Here is a 17,839-nt window from a genome sequence, read left to right as displayed (position 1 = left end):
GGACTATGGCTCGCCGCAGGCACCAGGAAGAACACGTTAACCACGAGCGCTGGCTCGTGTCCTACGCGGATTTCATCACGCTGCTGTTCGCGTTCTTCGTGGTGATGTACTCGATCTCGTCGATCAACGAGGGCAAGTACAAGGTCATTTCCGAAGCGTTGATCGGGGTCTTCACCGACTCCGACCGCTCGCTCAAGCCGATCCCGATTGGTGAAGAGCGGCCGAAGACCGTGACCCCGGCCAAGCCGCTGGTCAAGGATGCCGAGCAGGTTGACGCCGGTATCGCCGGCGCCAGCGATCCGCTGAAAAGCATCGCCGATGACATCAGTGCCGCGTTCGGCGACCTGATCGCCTCCAACCAGATGACTGTGCGCGGCAACGAGTTGTGGGTCGAGATCGAACTCAATTCCAGCCTGTTGTTCGGCAGCGGCGACGCCATGCCGAGCGACATCGCGTTCAACATCATCGACAAGGTGGCGGCAATCCTCAAACCGTTCGACAACCCGATTCACGTCGAAGGTTTCACCGACGATCAGCCGATCCGCACCGCGCAGTACCCGACCAACTGGGAACTGTCCTCGGCGCGTTCGGCGAGCATCGTACGGATGCTGGCGATGCAGGGTGTGAACCCTGGCCGACTGGCGTCGGTGGGCTACGGCGAGTTCCAGCCTGTGGCCAACAACGCCACTGCCGAGGGCCGTGCGAAAAACCGTCGTGTGGTGCTGGTGGTGTCGCGCAACCTCGATGTACGCCGCAGTCTGACCGGTACCGGAACCGCCAATGCAAAACCCGACGCGGCATTGAAGCGCGCTGGCACACAAACTGCACCGACCCCGGTCAAGACGCCGGGACGCGAGAGTGCCGTCAATTCTCCGTCACCCGCATTAATACGCTGAGCTATGTCTCGGTCGAGCATCTCGGCCGGGAGGAACGAACCGAATGAGAGTCTGGGCAGTCGCCAATCAAAAGGGTGGTGTCGGTAAAACCACATCTTCCATCGCTTTAGCCGGATTGCTGGCGGAGGCGGGCAAGCGCGTGGTTGTGGTCGATCTCGACCCGCACGGCTCGATGACCAGCTATTTCGGCTACGACCCCGACAGCCTGGAACACAGCAACTACGATCTGTTTCTGCACAAGGGCAGCGTGCCGCAAGGCTTGCCCGGGCAACTGCTGCTGTCGACCAGCGATGAACGCATTTCCCTGTTGCCGTCGAGCACCGCACTGGCCACCCTTGAGCGCCAGTCGCCGGGGCAGAGTGGTCTTGGCCTGGTGATCGCCAAGAGTCTGGCGCAGCTGTGGCAGGACTTCGACTACGCGATCATCGACAGCCCGCCGTTGCTCGGCGTGCTGATGGTCAACGCGCTGGCCGCGAGCCAGCAACTGGTGATCCCGGTGCAGACCGAGCACCTGGCCGTGAAAGGCCTGGAGCGCATGGTCAACACCCTGGCGATGATCAACCGTTCGCGCAAACAGGCGTTGCCGTTCAGCATCGTGCCGACCCTGTTCGACCGTCGCACCCAGGCGTCGCTGGGTACCTTGCGCGTGTTGCGTGACAAATTCCCCGAGGAAATCTGGCAGGGTTATATCCCGGTCGATACCCGTCTGCGCGACGCCAGCCGGGCCGGTGTCACGCCTTCGCAATTCGACGGCAAGAGCCGTGGCGTGCTGGCTTACCGCGCGCTGCTCAAGCATCTGTTGGCGCAACAACTTGTTCCGCAGGTGGCTTGAGATGATTTTGACCTCTGTAGGAGCTGCCGCAGGCTGCGATCTTTTGATCCCGCTTTTTGGCGCTTCTGAAAAGATCAAAAGATCGCAGCCTGCGGCAGCTCCTACAGGGGCGTTCACATGAATCGGCCTTTGAAGTTGACGTCGAAGCCGCAACTGGCGTTGCAGTCCTATCTGGACAGCTTGCTGCAGGAAATGCCTGACGAGTTGCCGACACCCATCGAGGCTGTCGAAGAAGGTGCCCAGGCGCTGGACGAGTTCCAGGCCGCGGTACTGGAAGAGCAGGCCCGTGATGCACAGAAAGCGGCCAGGCCTGCCGCGCCTGCCGTTGCGGCGGTGGCGAAAGCACCGGTGGCATTGATCGAAGAGGCCGAGCCGGTTCGCGCGCCGGTCTCGACACTGGCACCGTTGCTGCAAACCCAATTGCTGAAAACCGTGCCGGAACCCGCGGTGGTCGAACCGGCTCCGGCTCCAGTTGCGCCCGCGCCGATTGAGCAGACGCTGGTCCCGCCGCTGGTGGAAGTCCATCTGCCACCGAGCAACACGCCGCCACCGGTAGAGACCGAGGGGCGTCCAGCCTGGGCGTCTGAGGCTTTCGAATGCCTGTTGTTCGATGTCGCCGGGTTGACCCTGGCGGTGCCGCTGGTGTGCCTTGGCTCGATCTATTCACTGGCCGGGCATGAGCTGACACCGCTGTTCGGTCAGCCGGAATGGTTCCTCGGGATTCTGCCGAGCCAGGCCGGCAATCTGAAAGTGTTGGACACCGCACGCTGGGTCATGCCGGATCGCTATCGCGATGACTTCCGTCAGGGCCTGCAGTACGTGATTTCGGTACAAGGTTACGAGTGGGGGCTGGCGGTGCATCAGGTCAGCCGCTCGTTGCGTCTGGATCCGAATGAAATCAAATGGAGAAGTCACCGGGGTCAGCGGCCATGGCTCGCCGGCACGGTGATTGAGCACATGTGTGCATTGCTTGACGTTTCCGCACTGGCCGAGTTGATCGCCAGCGGTGGGGCAAAGCACTTGGGCGGCCACAAGCCGCTACATAAACCGACATAGCAGCCGACATAACAATCAGGCGATGGCATTTTTCAATGCCACCACACAGAACACACACCGCCCAGTGCGGTTTTTTCGAGGGGTCAGGGTATGAGTAGTCAGGCGACGAATGCAAAGGGTTCTGAAGATCCGATCCTGCAATGGGTGACCTTCAAGCTGGACAACGAAACCTACGGCATCAACGTGATGCGCGTTCAGGAAGTGCTGCGCTACACCGAGATCGCGCCGGTGCCGGGTGCGCCAAGCTACGTGCTGGGCATCATCAACCTGCGCGGTAACGTGGTCACCGTGATCGACACCCGTCAGCGCTTCGGCCTGAACAGCGGCGAGATCAGCGACAACACCCGTATCGTCATCATCGAAGCCGACAAACAAGTCGTCGGGATCATGGTCGACAGCGTGGCTGAAGTGGTTTACCTGCGTCAGTCGGAAATCGAGACCGCGCCGAACGTCGGTAACGAAGAGTCGGCCAAGTTCATCCAGGGCGTGTGCAACAAGAACAACGAGTTGCTGATCCTGGTCGAGCTGGACAAGATGATGAGCGAAGAAGAATGGTCGGAACTGGAGAGCATCTGATTGATCCTCGAGGTTGCGGTCATTGTCCTGTTCCTCTTCTGGGCAGGCACGCTGGCAATGTTTCTGGCGTACATCAAGGCGCAGCGGCTGATCGCTGCGCAACAGGCACAGGGCGATGCGCTGCGTGATCAGCGCATCAAGGACCTGGCCAAGCGCGTCGACGACTATCAGAACGGCAACGTGCGCATGGGCGAAGCCCTGCATGAGCTGCGTTCGGTAGTCGGTCCGTTGCCGGACAAGATTGTTGCGCTGGAACAGCGCGATCCATCGAGCCTGTCATTCGCCCAGGCGGCGAAGCTGGTGGGCATGGGCGCGAGCGTCGACGAACTGACTCAATCCTGTGGCTTGACCCAGGCTGAGGCGGAGTTGATGCGCAAACTTCACAGAAGCTGAAGATCAAAAGATCGCAGCCTGCGGCAGCTCCTACATCGGGATTCGCGTTTCCCTGTAGGAGCTGCCGCAGGCTGCGATCTTTTGCTTTTAGGGCTTAATAATCATCCCCGCGTTCGGTGATGTCCTTCTCGACCATCGGCGCCTGCGGATCATGCCCCTCGGGAAATTTCCCCTTCAGATTCCACGCAAACGCGATGATCTCGGCAATTGTGCGGTACAGCTCTTCGGGAATGCTGTCGCCCAATTCCATCCGCGCCAACAACCGCACCAGCTCGGCGTTCTCATAGATCGGCACTTCACAATCGCGGGCGATCCGCAGGATTTCTTCGGCCAGTTCCTCGTCGCCCTTGGCGGTGAGGGTCGGGGCGTGATTGCCGTCGTACTTGAGGGCGATGGCCTGGCGTGGAGCAGTGGAATCGTTCATGCGGTTTCGTCGACCCAGCGGTGTTCTAGGCGGGTTTGGTTGCCCTGCGGCGGAGTGCCGAGGTGGCAGTCGAGGTCGCCGACGTTCAGCCCGCGATCAAGCAGGCGCTGGCGCAGCGCGAACAGGTTGGTTTCGATCAAGTCGGCGGTGTACGGGCGTTCGGCCCAGAGCTGACTCGACAGGCTGCCGGCAATCAACTGTGCCTGAATCTGCATCGGCCCCAACGGTTCCATGTCAAACGCCAGATCGACGCGCCATAACTGTTGCCTGGGCTCGCGTTCGTCTCGGCGTTCGTTGGGTTGCGGTTCTCGCTCCGGCGCTTCTTCGCGCTGGAATTTGACCTGCAGCGGCACGATGTCCTGCAGGTTGCGCATGGGAATTTCCAGCTGCCAGGTGCTGAGCAGACGCCCGTCATCGGTGACCCCGGTCTGTTCCAGGCTCGACAGTTGATGGCTTTGCAGGCGCGACACGGCTGCCGCGGCGAGGCGCAGCAGATGCTCCAGATCACCTTCGCCGTCCTGGTTTTGCAGCAAGCGGTCGGGCAGCGGAAAACTGCTCGGCACGGGTTTGGCGCTGACCTGGCCGAGGGTGCCGAGGGCGTTGCGCACGAAACTCGGCAACGCTTGCGCCAGGGTATTGGCGGCGATGATTGCGTTGAAACTGGTGCTGCTCGGCAGGCCCGGGGTCAGTTGCGCGATCAGCTTGAGCAGATCGGCTTTCATGTCCGGGGCCAGCGTCGGGTTCTGTCCGGTCAGCAGTTTGGTTTCGAGGAAAGCGCCGCTGTTGGCCAGGGCCAGCGCTACGCCTTTGGCGGTGCTCATTTGCTGCACATCGGGCAGGTTGGCGAGCAGGCGGACCACGGCGGCGCGCAGGTCTTGCGAAGTCTGGTCGTCGTCGCTCGGCAGGTTTTGCAAGGCGTTGAGCAAACCGTCCAGCGAGCCCTGGCGGCTCTGTTGGCCGAGCAGTTGCTGGCTCACCGCCAATTGATCCTGACGGCTGCTCAGCGGCACGAACTTGAGCGTCTGCGAATCCTCGACCAGGGCCGAGAGCAGGGTGCCGATGCGCAGCGGCGTCGGACTGTCGATGTCCAGCGTGGCGCCGCTCTGCGCGGTATTGAGCAGGCTGACCAGCGAACGGTACACCGTCGGTTGCCCCGGCACTGGCGGCAGCGTTTGCGAGGTCAGCACCTTGCCTTGCAACAGCGTGCCGACCGGCAACTGCGCCGTATCGATGCGGGTGAGGGTCGCGACGCTGCTGGCGATGGCCTGCTGCACGGTAATTGCCAGGTTGCCCGCCGACGGTTGAGTGACGGCCAGGTTGGTACCGGTCGGCAGCGGCAGGTTGCTGCTGGCTTGCACGGTGGTCTGGCGACCACCGTCGACGGTCACCTTGAGCAACAGTTGAAAGGTCTGGTCCGCCTGCTTGAGCGACAGCACCTCGGCCTGGGCGCTTTGCCCGGCACCGATCAAGCCTTCGACCGGGGTCAGCAGCTTGAGCAACTCACCGCTCATCGCCAGCGGACGCGCGTTCGCCGGGGTGGTGGGCGGGAGCGGGAGGATGTTCATTTCGCCTGTCATACGCGGACACAACCTGAGGAAATTGCACGCTTGGGAGTAAGGCACGGCATGTATAATGCCGCGCGTCTTGCGCTTCGTTCAAAAAACATAGCAATTGTTTGATCCAGCTCTCTGGTTCGCACCGTCATTGCATTTATCCTGCATCTCTTTAACGGCCGCGCCAGAGCCGACTTGAACCGTATAAGGCCCGTGATCCCTTGACCAGTCCTGTCCTGCAAACCGTTGCCCTCGCCTGTGAGCGAGACCTGCGGCTGCTCTTCGAAAATCTCGAAATGAGACTGGCCAGTGGCGATATGGTGCAGATCAGCGGCCCCAATGGCAGCGGCAAGACCAGTCTGCTGCGCCTGTTGTCGGGGTTGATGCAGCCGACCAGCGGTCAGGTCCTGCTCAATGGTCAGCCCTTGTCTGCGCAGCCGAGCGAACTGGCGCGCAACCTGTTGTGGATCGGCCACGCCGCCGGGATCAAGGACTTGCTGACGCCGGAAGAGAACCTGTCCTGGCTCTGCGCCCTGCATCGGCCTGCCGAGCGCGAGGCGATCTGGCAGGCATTGGCAGCCGTAGGATTGCGCGGCTTTGAAGATGTTCCCTGCCACACCCTGTCCGCCGGTCAGCAACGCCGTGTGGCGTTGGCGCGGCTGTATCTGGACAGCCCGCCCTTGTGGATTCTCGACGAGCCGTTCACCGCGCTCGACAAACAAGGCGTGGCGCAACTCGAAGAACACCTGGCCGGGCACTGCGAACGCGGCGGTCTGGTGGTCCTGACCACGCACCACACGCTGAGCCGGATGCCGGCCGGTTATCGCGATCTCGATCTGGGGAACTGGGCAGTATGAGTGTGTTCGGCCTGCTGGTTGCCCGTGAGTCCCGCCTGCTGTTTCGTCGCCCGGCCGAGCTGGCCAATCCGCTGATTTTCTTCGCCATCGTCATTGCGTTGTTCCCGTTGGCCGTCGGCCCGGAAACTCAAGTCTTGCAAAACCTGTCCCCGGGGTTAGTCTGGGTGGCCGCACTGTTGTCGGTCCTGCTCTCGCTGGACGGGCTGTTCCGCAGTGATTTCGAGGACGGATCCCTTGAGCAGTGGGTCCTTTCGCCGCACCCGCTGCCCCTACTGGTGCTGGCCAAAGTGCTGGCACACTGGCTGTTCTCGGGCCTGGCGCTGGTTTTGCTCTCGCCCTTGCTGGCGTTGATGCTCGGTTTGCCGGTCGCCTGCCTGCCGGTGTTGCTGTTGTCGTTGCTGCTGGGTACACCGGTGCTGAGCCTGCTCGGCGCGGTGGGCGCGGCGCTGACGGTCGGTTTGAAACGCGGCGGCCTGTTACTGGCGCTGCTGATTCTGCCGTTGTACATCCCGGTGTTGATCCTGGGCAGTGGCGCCTTGCAGGCGGCGTTGCAAGGCATGCCGGCGACCGGGTATCTGTTGTGGCTGGGTAGCCTGACTGCCCTGGCGATCACCCTGACACCGTTTGCAATAGCTGCTGGCCTGAAGATCAGCGTCGGCGAATAATAATGAGGTCTGGTTAAAAAATAACCGCCTTTTTTAAGAAAGGCATGACCCTTTGCCAGCTCACGACGATGAGCGGCACCCGTGATGGAAACAGTATGAACTGGACCTGGTTTCACAAGCTCGGCTCGCCCAAGTGGTTCTACGGCATCAGCAGCAAGTTCCTGCCGTGGCTGAGCCTTGCAGCGTTGCTGCTGATCACCGTTGGCGTCATCTGGGGCCTGGCCTTCGCGCCGCCGGATTATCAGCAGGGCAACAGCTTTCGCATCATCTACATCCACGTGCCTGCCGCGATGCTCGCGCAGTCGATCTACGTGATGCTGGCGGTGTGCGGCGTGGTCGGGCTGGTGTGGAAGATGAAACTGGCCGACGTCGCCCTACAATGCGCGGCCCCGATTGGTGCATGGATGACTGCCGTAGCGCTGGTCACCGGGGCGATCTGGGGCAAGCCGACCTGGGGTTCGTGGTGGGTCTGGGATGCGCGCCTGACCTCGATGCTGATTCTGCTGTTCCTGTATTTCGGGGTGATTGCGCTGGGCAATGCGATCAGCAACCGCGACAGCGCCGCCAAGGCCTGCGCTGTACTGGCCATCGTTGGTGTGATCAACATTCCGATCATCAAGTACTCGGTGGAGTGGTGGAACACCCTGCACCAGGGCGCGACCTTCACCCTCACCGAAAAACCGGCGATGCCCGCTGAAATGTGGCTGCCGCTGTTGCTGACCGTATTGGGTTTCTACTGCTTCTTCGGCGCCGTGCTGTTGCTGCGCATGCGTCTTGAAGTGCTCAAGCGCGAAGCCCGCGCCAGTTGGGTGAAAGAAGAAGTGCAGAACTGTCTGGAGGCCGCTCGATGAGTTTTGCTTCATTCGGCGACTTCCTCGCCATGGGTCATCATGGCCTGTATGTCTGGTCGGCCTACGGCATCTGTCTGGCGGTGCTGATCCTCAACGTGGTGGCGCCGATCGCGGCCCGCAAGCGCTATCTGCAACAAGAGGCGCGTCGTCTGCGCCGGGAGAACGGCAAGTGAATCCGCTGCGCAAGAAACGTCTGATCATCATTCTGGCCATTCTGGTCGGGGTCGGCGCTGCCGTCGGCCTGGCCTTGAGCGCCCTGCAGGAAAACATCAACCTGTTTTACACCCCGACCCAGATCGCCAACGGCGAAGCGCCGCACGACACGCGCATCCGCGCCGGCGGCATGGTCGAGAAAGGCTCGCTGCAACGCTCGCCAGACTCGCTGGACGTCAAATTCGTCGTGACCGATTTCAACAAAGCCGTGACCATTACCTACCGCGGGATCCTCCCGGATCTGTTCCGCGAAGGGCAGGGCATCGTCGCCCTGGGCAAACTCAACGCCGACGGCGTGGTGGTGGCCGATGAAGTGCTGGCCAAGCACGACGAGAAGTACATGCCGCCGGAAGTGACCAAGGCCTTGAAAGACAGTGGCCAGTCCGCGCCAACTCCAGCGAAGGAGGGTTGATCGATGACGTCCGCACTGTTTATTCCCGAGCTCGGCCATCTGGCGATGATTCTGGCGCTGTGTTTTGCGCTGGTGCAGGCCGTGGTGCCGTTGTTCGGCGCGTGGCGCGGCGATCGTATGTGGATGGGCCTGGCCCAGCCGGCAGCGTGGGGCCAGTTCGCGTTCTTGCTGTTTGCCTTCGGTTGCCTGACCTACGCCTTCATGACCGATGATTTCTCGGTCGGCTACGTGGCGATGAACTCCAACAGCGCACTGCCGTGGTACTACAAGTTCAGCGCGGTGTGGGGCGCCCACGAAGGGTCGCTGCTGCTGTGGGCGTTGATCCTCGGTGGCTGGACTTTCGCCGTGTCGGTGTTCTCCCGGCAATTGCCGCAAGTCATGCTCGCTCGCGTGCTGGCGGTGATGGGCATGATCAGCACCGGTTTCCTGTTGTTCCTGATCCTCACCTCCAACCCGTTTTCACGGATCCTGCCGCAGATCCCGGCGGATGGTCGTGACCTCAACCCGCTGCTGCAAGACATCGGCCTGATCGTGCATCCGCCGATGCTGTACATGGGGTATGTCGGTTTCTCCGTGGCGTTCGCTTTCGCCATCGCCGCCTTGCTCGGTGGGCGTCTCGACGCCGCGTGGGCACGCTGGTCGCGGCCGTGGACGATTGTTGCCTGGGCCTTCCTCGGCATCGGCATCACCCTCGGTTCGTGGTGGGCTTACTACGAACTCGGCTGGGGCGGCTGGTGGTTCTGGGACCCGGTGGAGAACGCCTCGTTCATGCCATGGCTGGTCGGCACTGCGCTGATCCACTCGCTGGCGGTCACGGAAAAACGTGGCGTGTTCAAGAGCTGGACTGTGTTGCTGGCGATTGCCGCGTTCTCCCTCAGTCTGCTGGGGACCTTCCTGGTACGTTCCGGCGTGCTGACCTCGGTGCACGCGTTTGCCTCGGACCCTGAGCGCGGGGTGTTCATCCTGATTTTCCTGCTGTTCGTGGTCGGTGGTTCGCTGACCCTGTTCGCGTTGCGCGCGCCGGTGGTCAAGAGCCAGGTCGGCTTCAACCTGTGGTCGCGGGAAACCCTGCTGCTGGGCAATAACCTGGTGTTGGTGGTCGCGGCGTCGATGATTCTGCTCGGCACCCTGTACCCGCTGATTCTCGATGCGCTGAGCGGCGCCAAGCTGTCGGTCGGCCCGCCGTACTTCAATGCGCTGTTCATCCCGTTGATGGCGTTGCTGATGCTGGTGATGGCGGTCGGCGTGATCGTGCGCTGGAAAGACACCCCGGTGAAATGGCTGGCGAACATGCTGACCCCGGTGTTGCTGGGCAGCGTCGCATTGGCCGTGGTGGCCGGCGTCGCCTACGGCGATTTCAACTGGGCGGTGATTGCGACGTTCCTGCTCGCCGCGTGGGTGTTGCTGGCCGGTGTGCGCGACATTTTCGACAAGACTCGCCACAAAGGCCTGATCAAGGGCCTGCCAACCCTGACCCGCAGCTACTGGGGCATGCAGATCGCTCACCTGGGCATCGCCGTGTGCGCTCTCGGCGTGGTGCTGTCGAGTCAGAACAGTGCCGAGCGCGACCTGCGCCTGGCGCCGGGCGAGTCGATGGACCTGGCCGGTTATCACTTCATCTTCGAAGGTGCCAAACACTTCGAAGGGCCGAACTTCACGTCCGACAAGGGCACCGTCCGGGTGATCCGCGACGGCAAGGAAGTCAGCGTGCTGCACCCGGAAAAACGCCTGTACACCGTGCAGAGTTCGATGATGACCGAAGCCGGGATCGACGCTGGTTTCACCCGCGACCTGTATGTCGCGCTGGGCGAGCCGCTGGAAAACGGTGCCTGGGCGGTGCGGGTTCACGTCAAACCGTTCGTGCGCTGGATCTGGTTCGGTGGCCTGCTCACCGGTCTGGGTGGTTTGCTGGCGGCGCTGGATCGGCGTTATCGAGTCAAGGTCAAAGCCAAGGTGCGTGAAGCCCTCGGCCTGCAAGGAGCGGCTGCATGAGACGTTGGTTGATGCTGGTGCCATTGGCGATTTTCCTGCTGCTGGCGGTATTTCTTTATCGCGGTCTGTACCTCGATCCGGCGGAGCTGCCGTCGGCGATGATCAACAAGCCCTTCCCGGAGTTCACTCTGCCGAACGTGCAGGGCGACAAGACCCTGACCAAGGCTGACATTCTCGGCAAACCGGCGTTGGTCAACGTCTGGGGTACCTGGTGCATTTCCTGCCGGGTCGAGCACCCGGTACTGAACAAACTGGCCGAGCGTGGCGTGGTGATCTACGGCATCAACTACAAGGACACCAACGCCGATGCCTTGAAGTGGCTGGCCGAATTCCACAACCCGTACGTGCTGGATATCCGTGACGACGAAGGCTCGCTGGGCCTCAACCTCGGCGTCTACGGCGCGCCGGAAACCTTCTTCATCGACGCCAAGGGCATCATTCGCGACAAGTACGTCGGTGTGATTGACGAGCAGGTCTGGCGCGAAAAACTCGCGGCCAAATATCAGGCGCTGGTCGATGAGGCCAAGCCATGAAGCGTTTTCTCGCTGCCGTGGTATTGGGCCTGAGTCTGGTCGGCGTGGCTCACGCCGCGATCGACACCTACGAGTTCGCCAAGGAAGGGGATCGCGAGCGTTTCCGTGAGTTGACCAAGGAACTGCGCTGTCCCAAGTGCCAGAACCAGGACATCGCGGATTCCAACGCACCGATTGCCGCCGACCTGCGCAAAGAGATTTTCCGCATGCTCGGCGAGGGCAAGGACAATCAGCAGATCATCGACTTCATGGTCGATCGCTACGGTGATTTCGTCCGCTACAAACCGGCGCTCAATGCCAAGACCGCACTGCTGTGGTTCGGCCCGGCCGGGCTGCTGCTCGGGGGGCTGGTGGTGATCGTGCTGATCGTGCGCCGCCGTCGTGGCCAGCGCGCCGAGACCCCGCAATCGCTGTCCATCGAAGAACGTCAGCGCCTCGACCAACTGTTGGATAAAAACCAAGAATGATTGATTTCTGGCTTGCCGCAGGGCTGTTGCTTCTGGTCGCCCTGAGTTTTCTGCTGATCCCGGTTTTGCGTGGCCGCCGCGCTCAGCGGGAAGAGGATCGTACTGCCCTGAACGTCGCGCTGTATCAGGAGCGCGTGGCCGAGTTGCAATCGCAGCAGGCCGAAGGCGTACTCGATGCCGCGCAAATGGACAGCGGTCGTGCCGAAGCGGCACGTGAACTGCTCGCCGACACCGAAGGCGTTGCCGCGCCGCGCGTGTCGAAACTGGGCAAGCCTTTGCCGCTGTTGGCAGCGGTGCTGGTTCCGGTGTTGGGCCTGGGTCTGTACCTGCATTTCGGCGCCGCCGACAAGGTCGAACTGACCCGCGAATTCGCCCAGGCGCCGCAGTCGATGGAAGAGATGACCCAACGTCTGGAGCGTGCCGTTGCCGCGCAGCCGGATTCGGCGGAAGGCCTGTACTTCCTCGGTCGCACCTACATGGCCCAGGATCGTCCGGCGGACGCGGCGAGGATGTTCGAGCGTGCGGCCAACCTCGCGGGTCGGCAGCCGGAGCTGTTAGGCCAGTGGGCACAGGCGCAGTACTTTGCCGACGGCAAGAAATGGTCGGACAAGATTCAGGCCCTGACCGACGAAGCGCTGAAAGCCGATCCGAAAGAAGTCACCAGCCTCGGCCTGCTCGGCATCGCCGCGTTTGAAGGCGAGCGTTATCAGCAAGCCATCGATTACTGGAACCGCCTGCTGGCGCAACTGCCGGCCGACGACAACTCCCGTGCCGCGCTGCAAGGCGGGATCGAGCGCGCCGCCGAGCGCCTGAAGGCCAGTGGCGGCAAGGTCGCCGAGGCGCCGGCCGCCAAGGTCGCGGCACTGCTCAAGGTGCGCGTAGACCTTGCCCGTGAGCTCAAGGGCAAGGTGCAGCCGGGCGACAGCGTGTTCATCTTCGCCCGTGCCGTTTCCGGTCCACCGGCACCGTTGGCAGCCAAGCGGCTGACCGTGGCGGATCTGCCGGTGACCGTCGAATTGGGCGATGCCGACGCCATGATGCCGCAGTTGAAACTGTCGAACTTTCCTGAAGTCCAACTGGTAGCGCGTATCTCTCGTGCCGGTCAGCCGACCGCCGGGGAGTGGGTCGGTCGCAGCGGCCCGCTGGCCAGCAGCACCACCGCGCTACAAACACTGACCATCGACAGCCCGGACAAATAACCCCCGGGACCCACAGGAAAGCACCGCCATGCACAGCCTCGCCCGTATCACCGTCATCACATTGGCCCTGGGCATGAGCGCATGTGCGGTGCACCGACCGGAACCGACCACCAACCTGCCACCGATCCCGCCGTCGCAACCGAGCCCGACCCCGTCGACCTCGCCGACCCCGGGCAAAAGCATCCCGGCCAAACCGTCCAAACCGGTGCCACGCACTTCAGCCAGCTTCGCCCCACCACCGGGCGGCAACAGCCACTGGGACCAGAAACTCGGGGTCTACGTCCTCGACGACCAGCCCAACACCTTCTACCGCCAGCGCACCTACTTCCGCTGGAACAACGGCTGGACCCGCTCGATCAGCCCTAACGGCCCATGGGAAGACACCGACATCCACGGTGTGCCGCCGGGGCTGGGCAAGCAGTTCGGGCAGTAATGAAAAACGGCGATCTTCGGATCGCCGTTTTTTTGTCTGCTGTTCATAAAACGGGTTTTCAGAGAATCGCACGATAGGTGCTTAGCACCCGGACTGACTCAACCAGCCAGAACGTTTTCCTGTGCAAATCTGGGAATTGTCGTAACCCCCTTGTGGGAGCGGGACTGCTCGCGAAAGCGGTCTTTCAGACACATGGATTTAGCTGATATACCGCATTCGCGAGCAAGCTCGCTTCCACGGGGGATTTGGGCTGTTGCTCAGAACGCGGCTTTGCCCACGGACGAGCCGCCATCGACAAACAACGTCTGCCCGGTGATGAATCCGCTCTGCTCGGACAACAGAAACGCAATCGCCGAAGCAATCTCCTCCGGCTGTCCCAGACGCCCCATCGGCACCCCGGCCAGATACCGCGCTTCGCCCTCGCTGCCCGGCGGATTGTTGGCGCGGAACAGTTCAGTCTCGGTCGGCCCCGGGGCCACCGCATTCACCGTGATCCCGGTCTGCGCCAGTTCCAGCGCCCACGATCGGGTGAAGCTGACCAGCGCTGCTTTCGCCGCTGCATACGCCGTCCGTTGGGTGATGCCCAGCACGGTCAGGCTGGAGATATTCACTACCCGACCCCAGCCCCGCGTACGCATGCCCGGCAACAGGGCCTGCGTGGCCTGCAACGCCGAATGCAGATTCAGGCGCATCACGTCATCGAATGCATCCAGATCGATATCGCCCAACGACTGCGGGCGAACCAGTCCGACGTTGTTCACCAGCCCGTCGAACTCATAAGTGTGCGCCAGATCCGCCAGCACCTGGCGGGTCAGCTCGCGATCACTCAGGTCCAGCGGAAACAGAATCCCCGGAAAACTCAGGTCAGGCTGCCGGGCAATCCCCACCACCCGATGCCCGGCCCGGTCCAGATGTTCGGCCAGCGCCCGGCCGATGCCCTTGCTGGCGCCGGTGATGAGGAAGGTACGTCGGGTCATTGGCAGCTCCTTGGGAGGTCTGGCGGACAGCATTGATCAGCGCATCAGATTCGAGCGGTGAGTGTAATCCGCGTCGAGGACGATGCCATCACTCACATGCTGCAAAACAACCGAACGTCTTTCTGCACATGGGCAAAACAGAGAAGGTCAACGTGACGTTGCCAGGCTACGTGATCCAGCGCATTGATCGATATGTGCGTGAGCACCATGTGAAAAGCCGCTCCTCCTTTCTGGCGGATGCGGCGATGGAGAAACTGGTTCGCTATTGAACGGCATTCATGTGCAAGCATCGCGGGTTTATCCGCGATGCTTGCGATGACTCAAGCGGTTGCCAACGCCCGCCCTTGCGACGCACTCAAAAACCGCAACAGCGCCAGCAACGGGAACGCGCTGCCGACAATCACGATCCACAACCAGCCGCCATGCTCATACACCGCACTGGCGACCGACGAGCCGAAGGCACCGCCGATGAAGATGCTGGTCATGTACAGCGCATTCAGGCGACCGCGGCTTTTCGCGTCCAGCGAGTAGACGGCGCGCTGGCCGAGGACCATGTTCATCTGTACGCAGAAATCCAGCACCACGCCAGTCACGGCCAGACCGATCACGCTGTAGGCCGGGTGGATGAAGGCCGGCAGGAAGCTCAGGCTGGCGAACAGCATCGCCAGCAGCGAGGCGATGCGGGTGTGACCGGCGTCAGCCAGGCGTCCACTGATGGGCGCGGCGATCGCACCGATGGCGCCGACCAGGGCGAAGATCGCGATCTCGCTTTGCGACAGGCCATGGTTGCGCGCCAGTTCCAGCGGCACCGCCGTCCAGAACAGGCTGAAGGTGGCGAACATGCAGCCCTGATAGAACGCCCGCTGACGCAGCACCGGCTGCTGGCGCAGCAGCGTCCACAGCGAACCGATCAACTGGCCATAAGAGGCGCTGTGATCCGGTTGACGCTTGGGCACGGTCAACGCCAGCACCACGCTGATCGCCGCCATCAACGCTGCGGCAATCACGAACATCGCGCGCCAGCCGAAATGGTCAGCCACGACGCTCGACGCCGGCCGCGCCAGCAGGATACCCAGCAGCAGGCCACCCATGATCCCTCCGACCACCCGGCCACGGGATTCTTCCGGCGCCAGATGCGCGGCGAGGGGAATCAGGATCTGCACCGACACCGAACTGAAGCCCACCAGCAATGAAATCAGCAGGAACACATTCGGCTGACTGGTGAACGCCGCACCGAGCAGGCTGGCAATCGCCACCACGGTGGTGATGATCATCAACCGACGGTTTTCCAGCAGGTCGCCCAGCGGCACCAGGAAGAACAGGCCCAGCGCATAACCGATCTGCGTCAGCGAGACGATGAAGCTGGCCATGGTGTCGGAGAGGCCGATGTCCGGAGCGATCAGGCCGATGATCGGCTGCGCGTAGTAGATGTTGGCGACGATGGCACCGCAGCAGAAGGCGAATAGCAGCACCATGCCTCGGGTCATTGCGTGAGTTGTGGCGTTCATAAGGTTTTCGATCCGGCGAAAGGGAATGCGGTGAGGCTAAGGGACGCACCGACGCGGCGGTAGAAGCCTTGTATCGATATCAGTTATTCCGTTGCGCAATGATTGGCTTGCAGCAGGGTGTCGTCCATCGGCGAACTTTGCGTCCGACCGGGGAGCGTCGATGATACATTCGCTTACATCTTCTTCGATAGCATGCTTATGTTTACCGCAGCGCTCTCACTGTTTATCACCGGAGGATTGCCATGTTGCGTCAGCTGTTGCGTCACACCCCCACGATTGCTCTGATCGGTCTGCTTGGCGCCGGCGCGGTGCAAGCGGCCGATGCTCCCGGAATGCGGCTCGGCGTGCGCGGCGAGATCACCGGGGTCAGCGCCGGCTCGTTGAAAGTGCACGTCAACAGCGGCGAGAACGTCGTGATCCAGTTGACGGCGGACACCAAGGTGCGTGCCGTCACGCTGGCGAATATCGAGGACATCAAACCCGGTAGCTACATCGGTTCGGCCGCCATGCCCCAGGAGGATGGCACGCTCAAGGCGCTGGAAGTGCACGTATTCCCGCCGGAACTGGCCGGCAGCGGCGACGGCCATCGGCCATTCGACCTGGCCAAGGGCAGCAGCATGACCAATGGCAGCGTCGGTGATCTGGTGGTGAGCAACGGCCGGGTGCTGACCGTCAACTACAAGGGCGGGCAGCAGAAGATTCTGGTGCCGGAGGATGTGCCGATCGTCAACCTGACGCCGGGGGATCGCAGTTTGCTCAAGGTCGGGGTGAAGATTGTCACCTTTGTGACGCAGGGGGCGGACGGCACGTTGACGGCGCAATCGATTTCCGCCGGCAAGGATGGCGTCACCCCGCCGATGTAACTGCCACCGCATGGCCCCTGCAGGAGCTGCCGAACCTTCGGCAGCTCCTGCAGGGTCGCCTTTGCGTGACTGCCTAAGCCTTACTGGCCGGTATAGATCTGATCAAAAATCCCGCCATCATTGAAGTGGGTCTTCTGCACCGAGCGCCAGTCACCGAAGGTTTTCTCGACCGAGAGGAAATCGACTTTCGGGAAGCGATCGGTGTATTTCGCCAATACCGCCGGATCACGCGGACGCAGGTAGTTGGCCGCAGCAATTTCCTGGCCTTCCGGCGACCACAGGTACTTCAGGTATTCATCGGCCGCAGCGCGAGTGCCTTTCTTGTCGACCACTTTGTCGACCACCGTCACCGGTGGTTCGGCTTCGGCGGAGACGCTTGGGTAGATCACTTCGAACTGATCGCGACCAAACTCGCGAGCGATCATTTCCGCTTCGTTCTCGAAGGTCACCAGCACGTCGCCGATCTGGTTGGTCATGAACGTGGTGGTGGCGGCGCGGCCACCGGTGTCGAGCACCGGCGCTTGTTTGAACAGCTTGCCGACGAAGTCCTTGGCCTTGTTCTCGTCACCGCCGTTCTTCAGCACATAGCCCCAGGCCGACAGATAGGTGTAGCGACCATTACCGGAAGTTTTCGGGTTCGGCACGATCACCTGCACGCCGTCCTTGAGCAGATCCGGCCAGTCTTTCAGGGCTTTCGGGTTGCCTTTACGGACAATGAACACGGTGGCCGAGGTGAACGGCGCGCTGTTGTTCGGCAGGCGGGTGACCCAGTTGTCCGGGACCAGTTTGCCGTTGTCGGCGAGGGCGTTGATGTCGGTCGCCATGTTCATGGTAATGACATCAGCCGGCAGGCCATCGATCACCGAACGCGCCTGCTTGCTCGAACCGCCGAAGGACATCTGTACGGTGATGTTTTCGTTGTGCTCGGCCTGCCAGTGCTTCTGGAACGCAGTGTTGTAGTCCTTGTAGAAATCGCGCATCACGTCATAGGAGACGTTGAGCAGGGTCGGTGCGGCTTGAGCCACGCTGCCAAAGGCAAGACCGGCGGCGAGAAGTGAGGCGCCAAAGAGTTTTTTCACTGCGCATTCCTTGTTGTCTATGTATGTGTAGGAGCTGCCGCAGGCTGCGATCTTTTGATC

21 protein-coding genes and 1 pseudogene are annotated in these 17,839 nt (G+C 61.9%); 17 read left to right on the top strand and 5 right to left on the bottom strand.

Annotated features, from left to right (window positions below; translation table 11 throughout):
• The first annotated feature begins 5 nt into the window (after positions 1-5).
• The 5 genes from motD to NN484_RS18940 all read left to right on the top strand — a co-directional run bounded on the left by motD (position 6) and on the right by NN484_RS18940 (position 3,753).
• Positions 6-896, top strand: a complete 891-nt coding sequence (motD, locus tag NN484_RS18960) for a flagellar motor protein MotD (RefSeq protein WP_127651594.1) — start codon at positions 6-8, stop codon at positions 894-896.
• A gap of 43 nt (positions 897-939) precedes the next feature.
• Complete coding sequence (locus NN484_RS18955) at positions 940-1,728, top strand: ParA family protein (protein WP_003222933.1); 789 nt, start codon at positions 940-942, stop codon at positions 1,726-1,728.
• A 117-nt stretch (positions 1,729-1,845) separates the two neighbouring features.
• Positions 1,846-2,784 (top strand): CheW domain-containing protein, encoded by a 939-nt coding sequence (locus NN484_RS18950; protein ID WP_274657656.1) that lies wholly within the window; start codon positions 1,846-1,848, stop codon positions 2,782-2,784.
• Between the two features lie 90 nt (positions 2,785-2,874).
• Positions 2,875-3,360 (top strand): chemotaxis protein CheW, encoded by a 486-nt coding sequence (locus tag NN484_RS18945; RefSeq protein ID WP_003222936.1) that lies wholly within the window; start codon positions 2,875-2,877, stop codon positions 3,358-3,360.
• Positions 3,361-3,753 (top strand): DUF2802 domain-containing protein, encoded by a 393-nt coding sequence (locus NN484_RS18940; protein WP_064586600.1) that lies wholly within the window; start codon positions 3,361-3,363, stop codon positions 3,751-3,753.
• Between the two features lie 94 nt (positions 3,754-3,847).
• On the opposite strand, the gene NN484_RS18935 is transcribed toward NN484_RS18940, so the two are convergent.
• Positions 3,848-4,177 (bottom strand): EscU/YscU/HrcU family type III secretion system export apparatus switch protein, encoded by a 330-nt coding sequence (locus tag NN484_RS18935; RefSeq protein WP_274657655.1) that lies wholly within the window; start codon positions 4,175-4,177, stop codon positions 3,848-3,850.
• Entirely contained in the window at positions 4,174-5,754 is a 1,581-nt protein-coding gene (gene fliK, locus NN484_RS18930) for a flagellar hook-length control protein FliK (RefSeq protein ID WP_127651592.1), read from the bottom strand. Before fliK ends, NN484_RS18935 begins: the two co-directional genes overlap by 4 nt.
• A gap of 197 nt (positions 5,755-5,951) precedes the next feature.
• On the opposite strand from fliK, the gene ccmA reads away from it, so the two are divergent.
• The 10 genes from ccmA to NN484_RS18880 all read left to right on the top strand — a co-directional run bounded on the left by ccmA (position 5,952) and on the right by NN484_RS18880 (position 13,352).
• A complete protein-coding gene (gene ccmA / locus NN484_RS18925) occupies positions 5,952-6,587 on the top strand; it encodes a cytochrome c biogenesis heme-transporting ATPase CcmA (RefSeq protein ID WP_127651591.1) in 636 nt (211 codons plus the stop codon).
• Positions 6,584-7,252 carry a heme exporter protein CcmB gene (gene ccmB / locus NN484_RS18920; RefSeq protein WP_003222942.1) on the top strand — a complete coding sequence of 223 codons (669 nt, stop codon included), beginning with the start codon at positions 6,584-6,586 and terminating at the stop codon, positions 7,250-7,252. The genes ccmA and ccmB overlap by 4 nt, the downstream gene beginning before the upstream one ends.
• 95 nt (positions 7,253-7,347) lie before the next feature.
• Positions 7,348-8,103 carry a heme ABC transporter permease gene (locus NN484_RS18915; RefSeq protein ID WP_127651590.1) on the top strand — a complete coding sequence of 252 codons (756 nt, stop codon included), beginning with the start codon at positions 7,348-7,350 and terminating at the stop codon, positions 8,101-8,103.
• Positions 8,100-8,276 carry a heme exporter protein CcmD gene (gene ccmD, locus NN484_RS18910; RefSeq protein WP_003222944.1) on the top strand — a complete coding sequence of 59 codons (177 nt, stop codon included), beginning with the start codon at positions 8,100-8,102 and terminating at the stop codon, positions 8,274-8,276. Before NN484_RS18915 ends, ccmD begins: the two co-directional genes overlap by 4 nt.
• Positions 8,273-8,728: a cytochrome c maturation protein CcmE gene (gene ccmE, locus NN484_RS18905; RefSeq protein ID WP_064586605.1), complete on the top strand. Its 456-nt coding sequence runs from the start codon at positions 8,273-8,275 to the stop codon at positions 8,726-8,728. The genes ccmD and ccmE overlap by 4 nt, the downstream gene beginning before the upstream one ends.
• A 3-nt stretch (positions 8,729-8,731) precedes the next feature.
• Complete coding sequence (locus NN484_RS18900; RefSeq protein WP_127651589.1) at positions 8,732-10,720, top strand: heme lyase CcmF/NrfE family subunit; 1,989 nt, start codon at positions 8,732-8,734, stop codon at positions 10,718-10,720.
• Positions 10,717-11,253 carry a DsbE family thiol:disulfide interchange protein gene (locus NN484_RS18895; protein WP_127651588.1) on the top strand — a complete coding sequence of 179 codons (537 nt, stop codon included), beginning with the start codon at positions 10,717-10,719 and terminating at the stop codon, positions 11,251-11,253. Before NN484_RS18900 ends, NN484_RS18895 begins: the two co-directional genes overlap by 4 nt.
• Positions 11,250-11,720 carry a cytochrome c-type biogenesis protein gene (locus tag NN484_RS18890; RefSeq protein ID WP_127651587.1) on the top strand — a complete coding sequence of 157 codons (471 nt, stop codon included), beginning with the start codon at positions 11,250-11,252 and terminating at the stop codon, positions 11,718-11,720. The genes NN484_RS18895 and NN484_RS18890 overlap by 4 nt, the downstream gene beginning before the upstream one ends.
• Complete coding sequence (gene ccmI, locus NN484_RS18885; protein WP_127651586.1) at positions 11,717-12,919, top strand: c-type cytochrome biogenesis protein CcmI; 1,203 nt, start codon at positions 11,717-11,719, stop codon at positions 12,917-12,919. The genes NN484_RS18890 and ccmI overlap by 4 nt, the downstream gene beginning before the upstream one ends.
• A 28-nt stretch (positions 12,920-12,947) precedes the next feature.
• Positions 12,948-13,352 (top strand): hypothetical protein, encoded by a 405-nt coding sequence (locus NN484_RS18880; protein ID WP_127651585.1) that lies wholly within the window; start codon positions 12,948-12,950, stop codon positions 13,350-13,352.
• A 257-nt stretch (positions 13,353-13,609) separates the two neighbouring features.
• Here NN484_RS18880 and NN484_RS18875 read toward each other — a convergent pair whose 3' ends face one another.
• Positions 13,610-14,329 carry an SDR family oxidoreductase gene (locus tag NN484_RS18875; RefSeq protein WP_274657654.1) on the bottom strand — a complete coding sequence of 240 codons (720 nt, stop codon included), beginning with the start codon at positions 14,327-14,329 and terminating at the stop codon, positions 13,610-13,612.
• Between the two features lie 125 nt (positions 14,330-14,454).
• Between NN484_RS18875 and NN484_RS18870 the strand changes: the two are divergent.
• Positions 14,455-14,598: pseudogene (locus NN484_RS18870) on the top strand (type II toxin-antitoxin system HicB family antitoxin); the annotation flags it as partial.
• 51 nt (positions 14,599-14,649) lie between these two features.
• Here the strand turns inward: NN484_RS18870 and NN484_RS18865 are convergent.
• Positions 14,650-15,837, bottom strand: a complete 1,188-nt coding sequence (locus NN484_RS18865) for an MFS transporter (protein ID WP_127651583.1) — start codon at positions 15,835-15,837, stop codon at positions 14,650-14,652.
• Between the two features lie 242 nt (positions 15,838-16,079).
• Between NN484_RS18865 and NN484_RS18860 the strand changes: the two genes are divergently transcribed.
• Positions 16,080-16,700: a DUF5666 domain-containing protein gene (locus tag NN484_RS18860; protein WP_127651582.1), complete on the top strand. Its 621-nt coding sequence runs from the start codon at positions 16,080-16,082 to the stop codon at positions 16,698-16,700.
• Between the two features lie 80 nt (positions 16,701-16,780).
• On the opposite strand, the gene NN484_RS18855 is transcribed toward NN484_RS18860, so the two are convergent.
• Positions 16,781-17,779: a sulfate ABC transporter substrate-binding protein gene (locus tag NN484_RS18855; RefSeq protein ID WP_274657653.1), complete on the bottom strand. Its 999-nt coding sequence runs from the start codon at positions 17,777-17,779 to the stop codon at positions 16,781-16,783.
• Positions 17,780-17,839 lie beyond the last annotated feature (60 nt).

The organism is Pseudomonas serboccidentalis, assembly GCF_028830055.1.
Lineage (GTDB): Bacteria > Pseudomonadota > Gammaproteobacteria > Pseudomonadales > Pseudomonadaceae > Aquipseudomonas > Aquipseudomonas serboccidentalis.
This window is presented reverse-complemented; position numbering and strand designations above follow the sequence as displayed.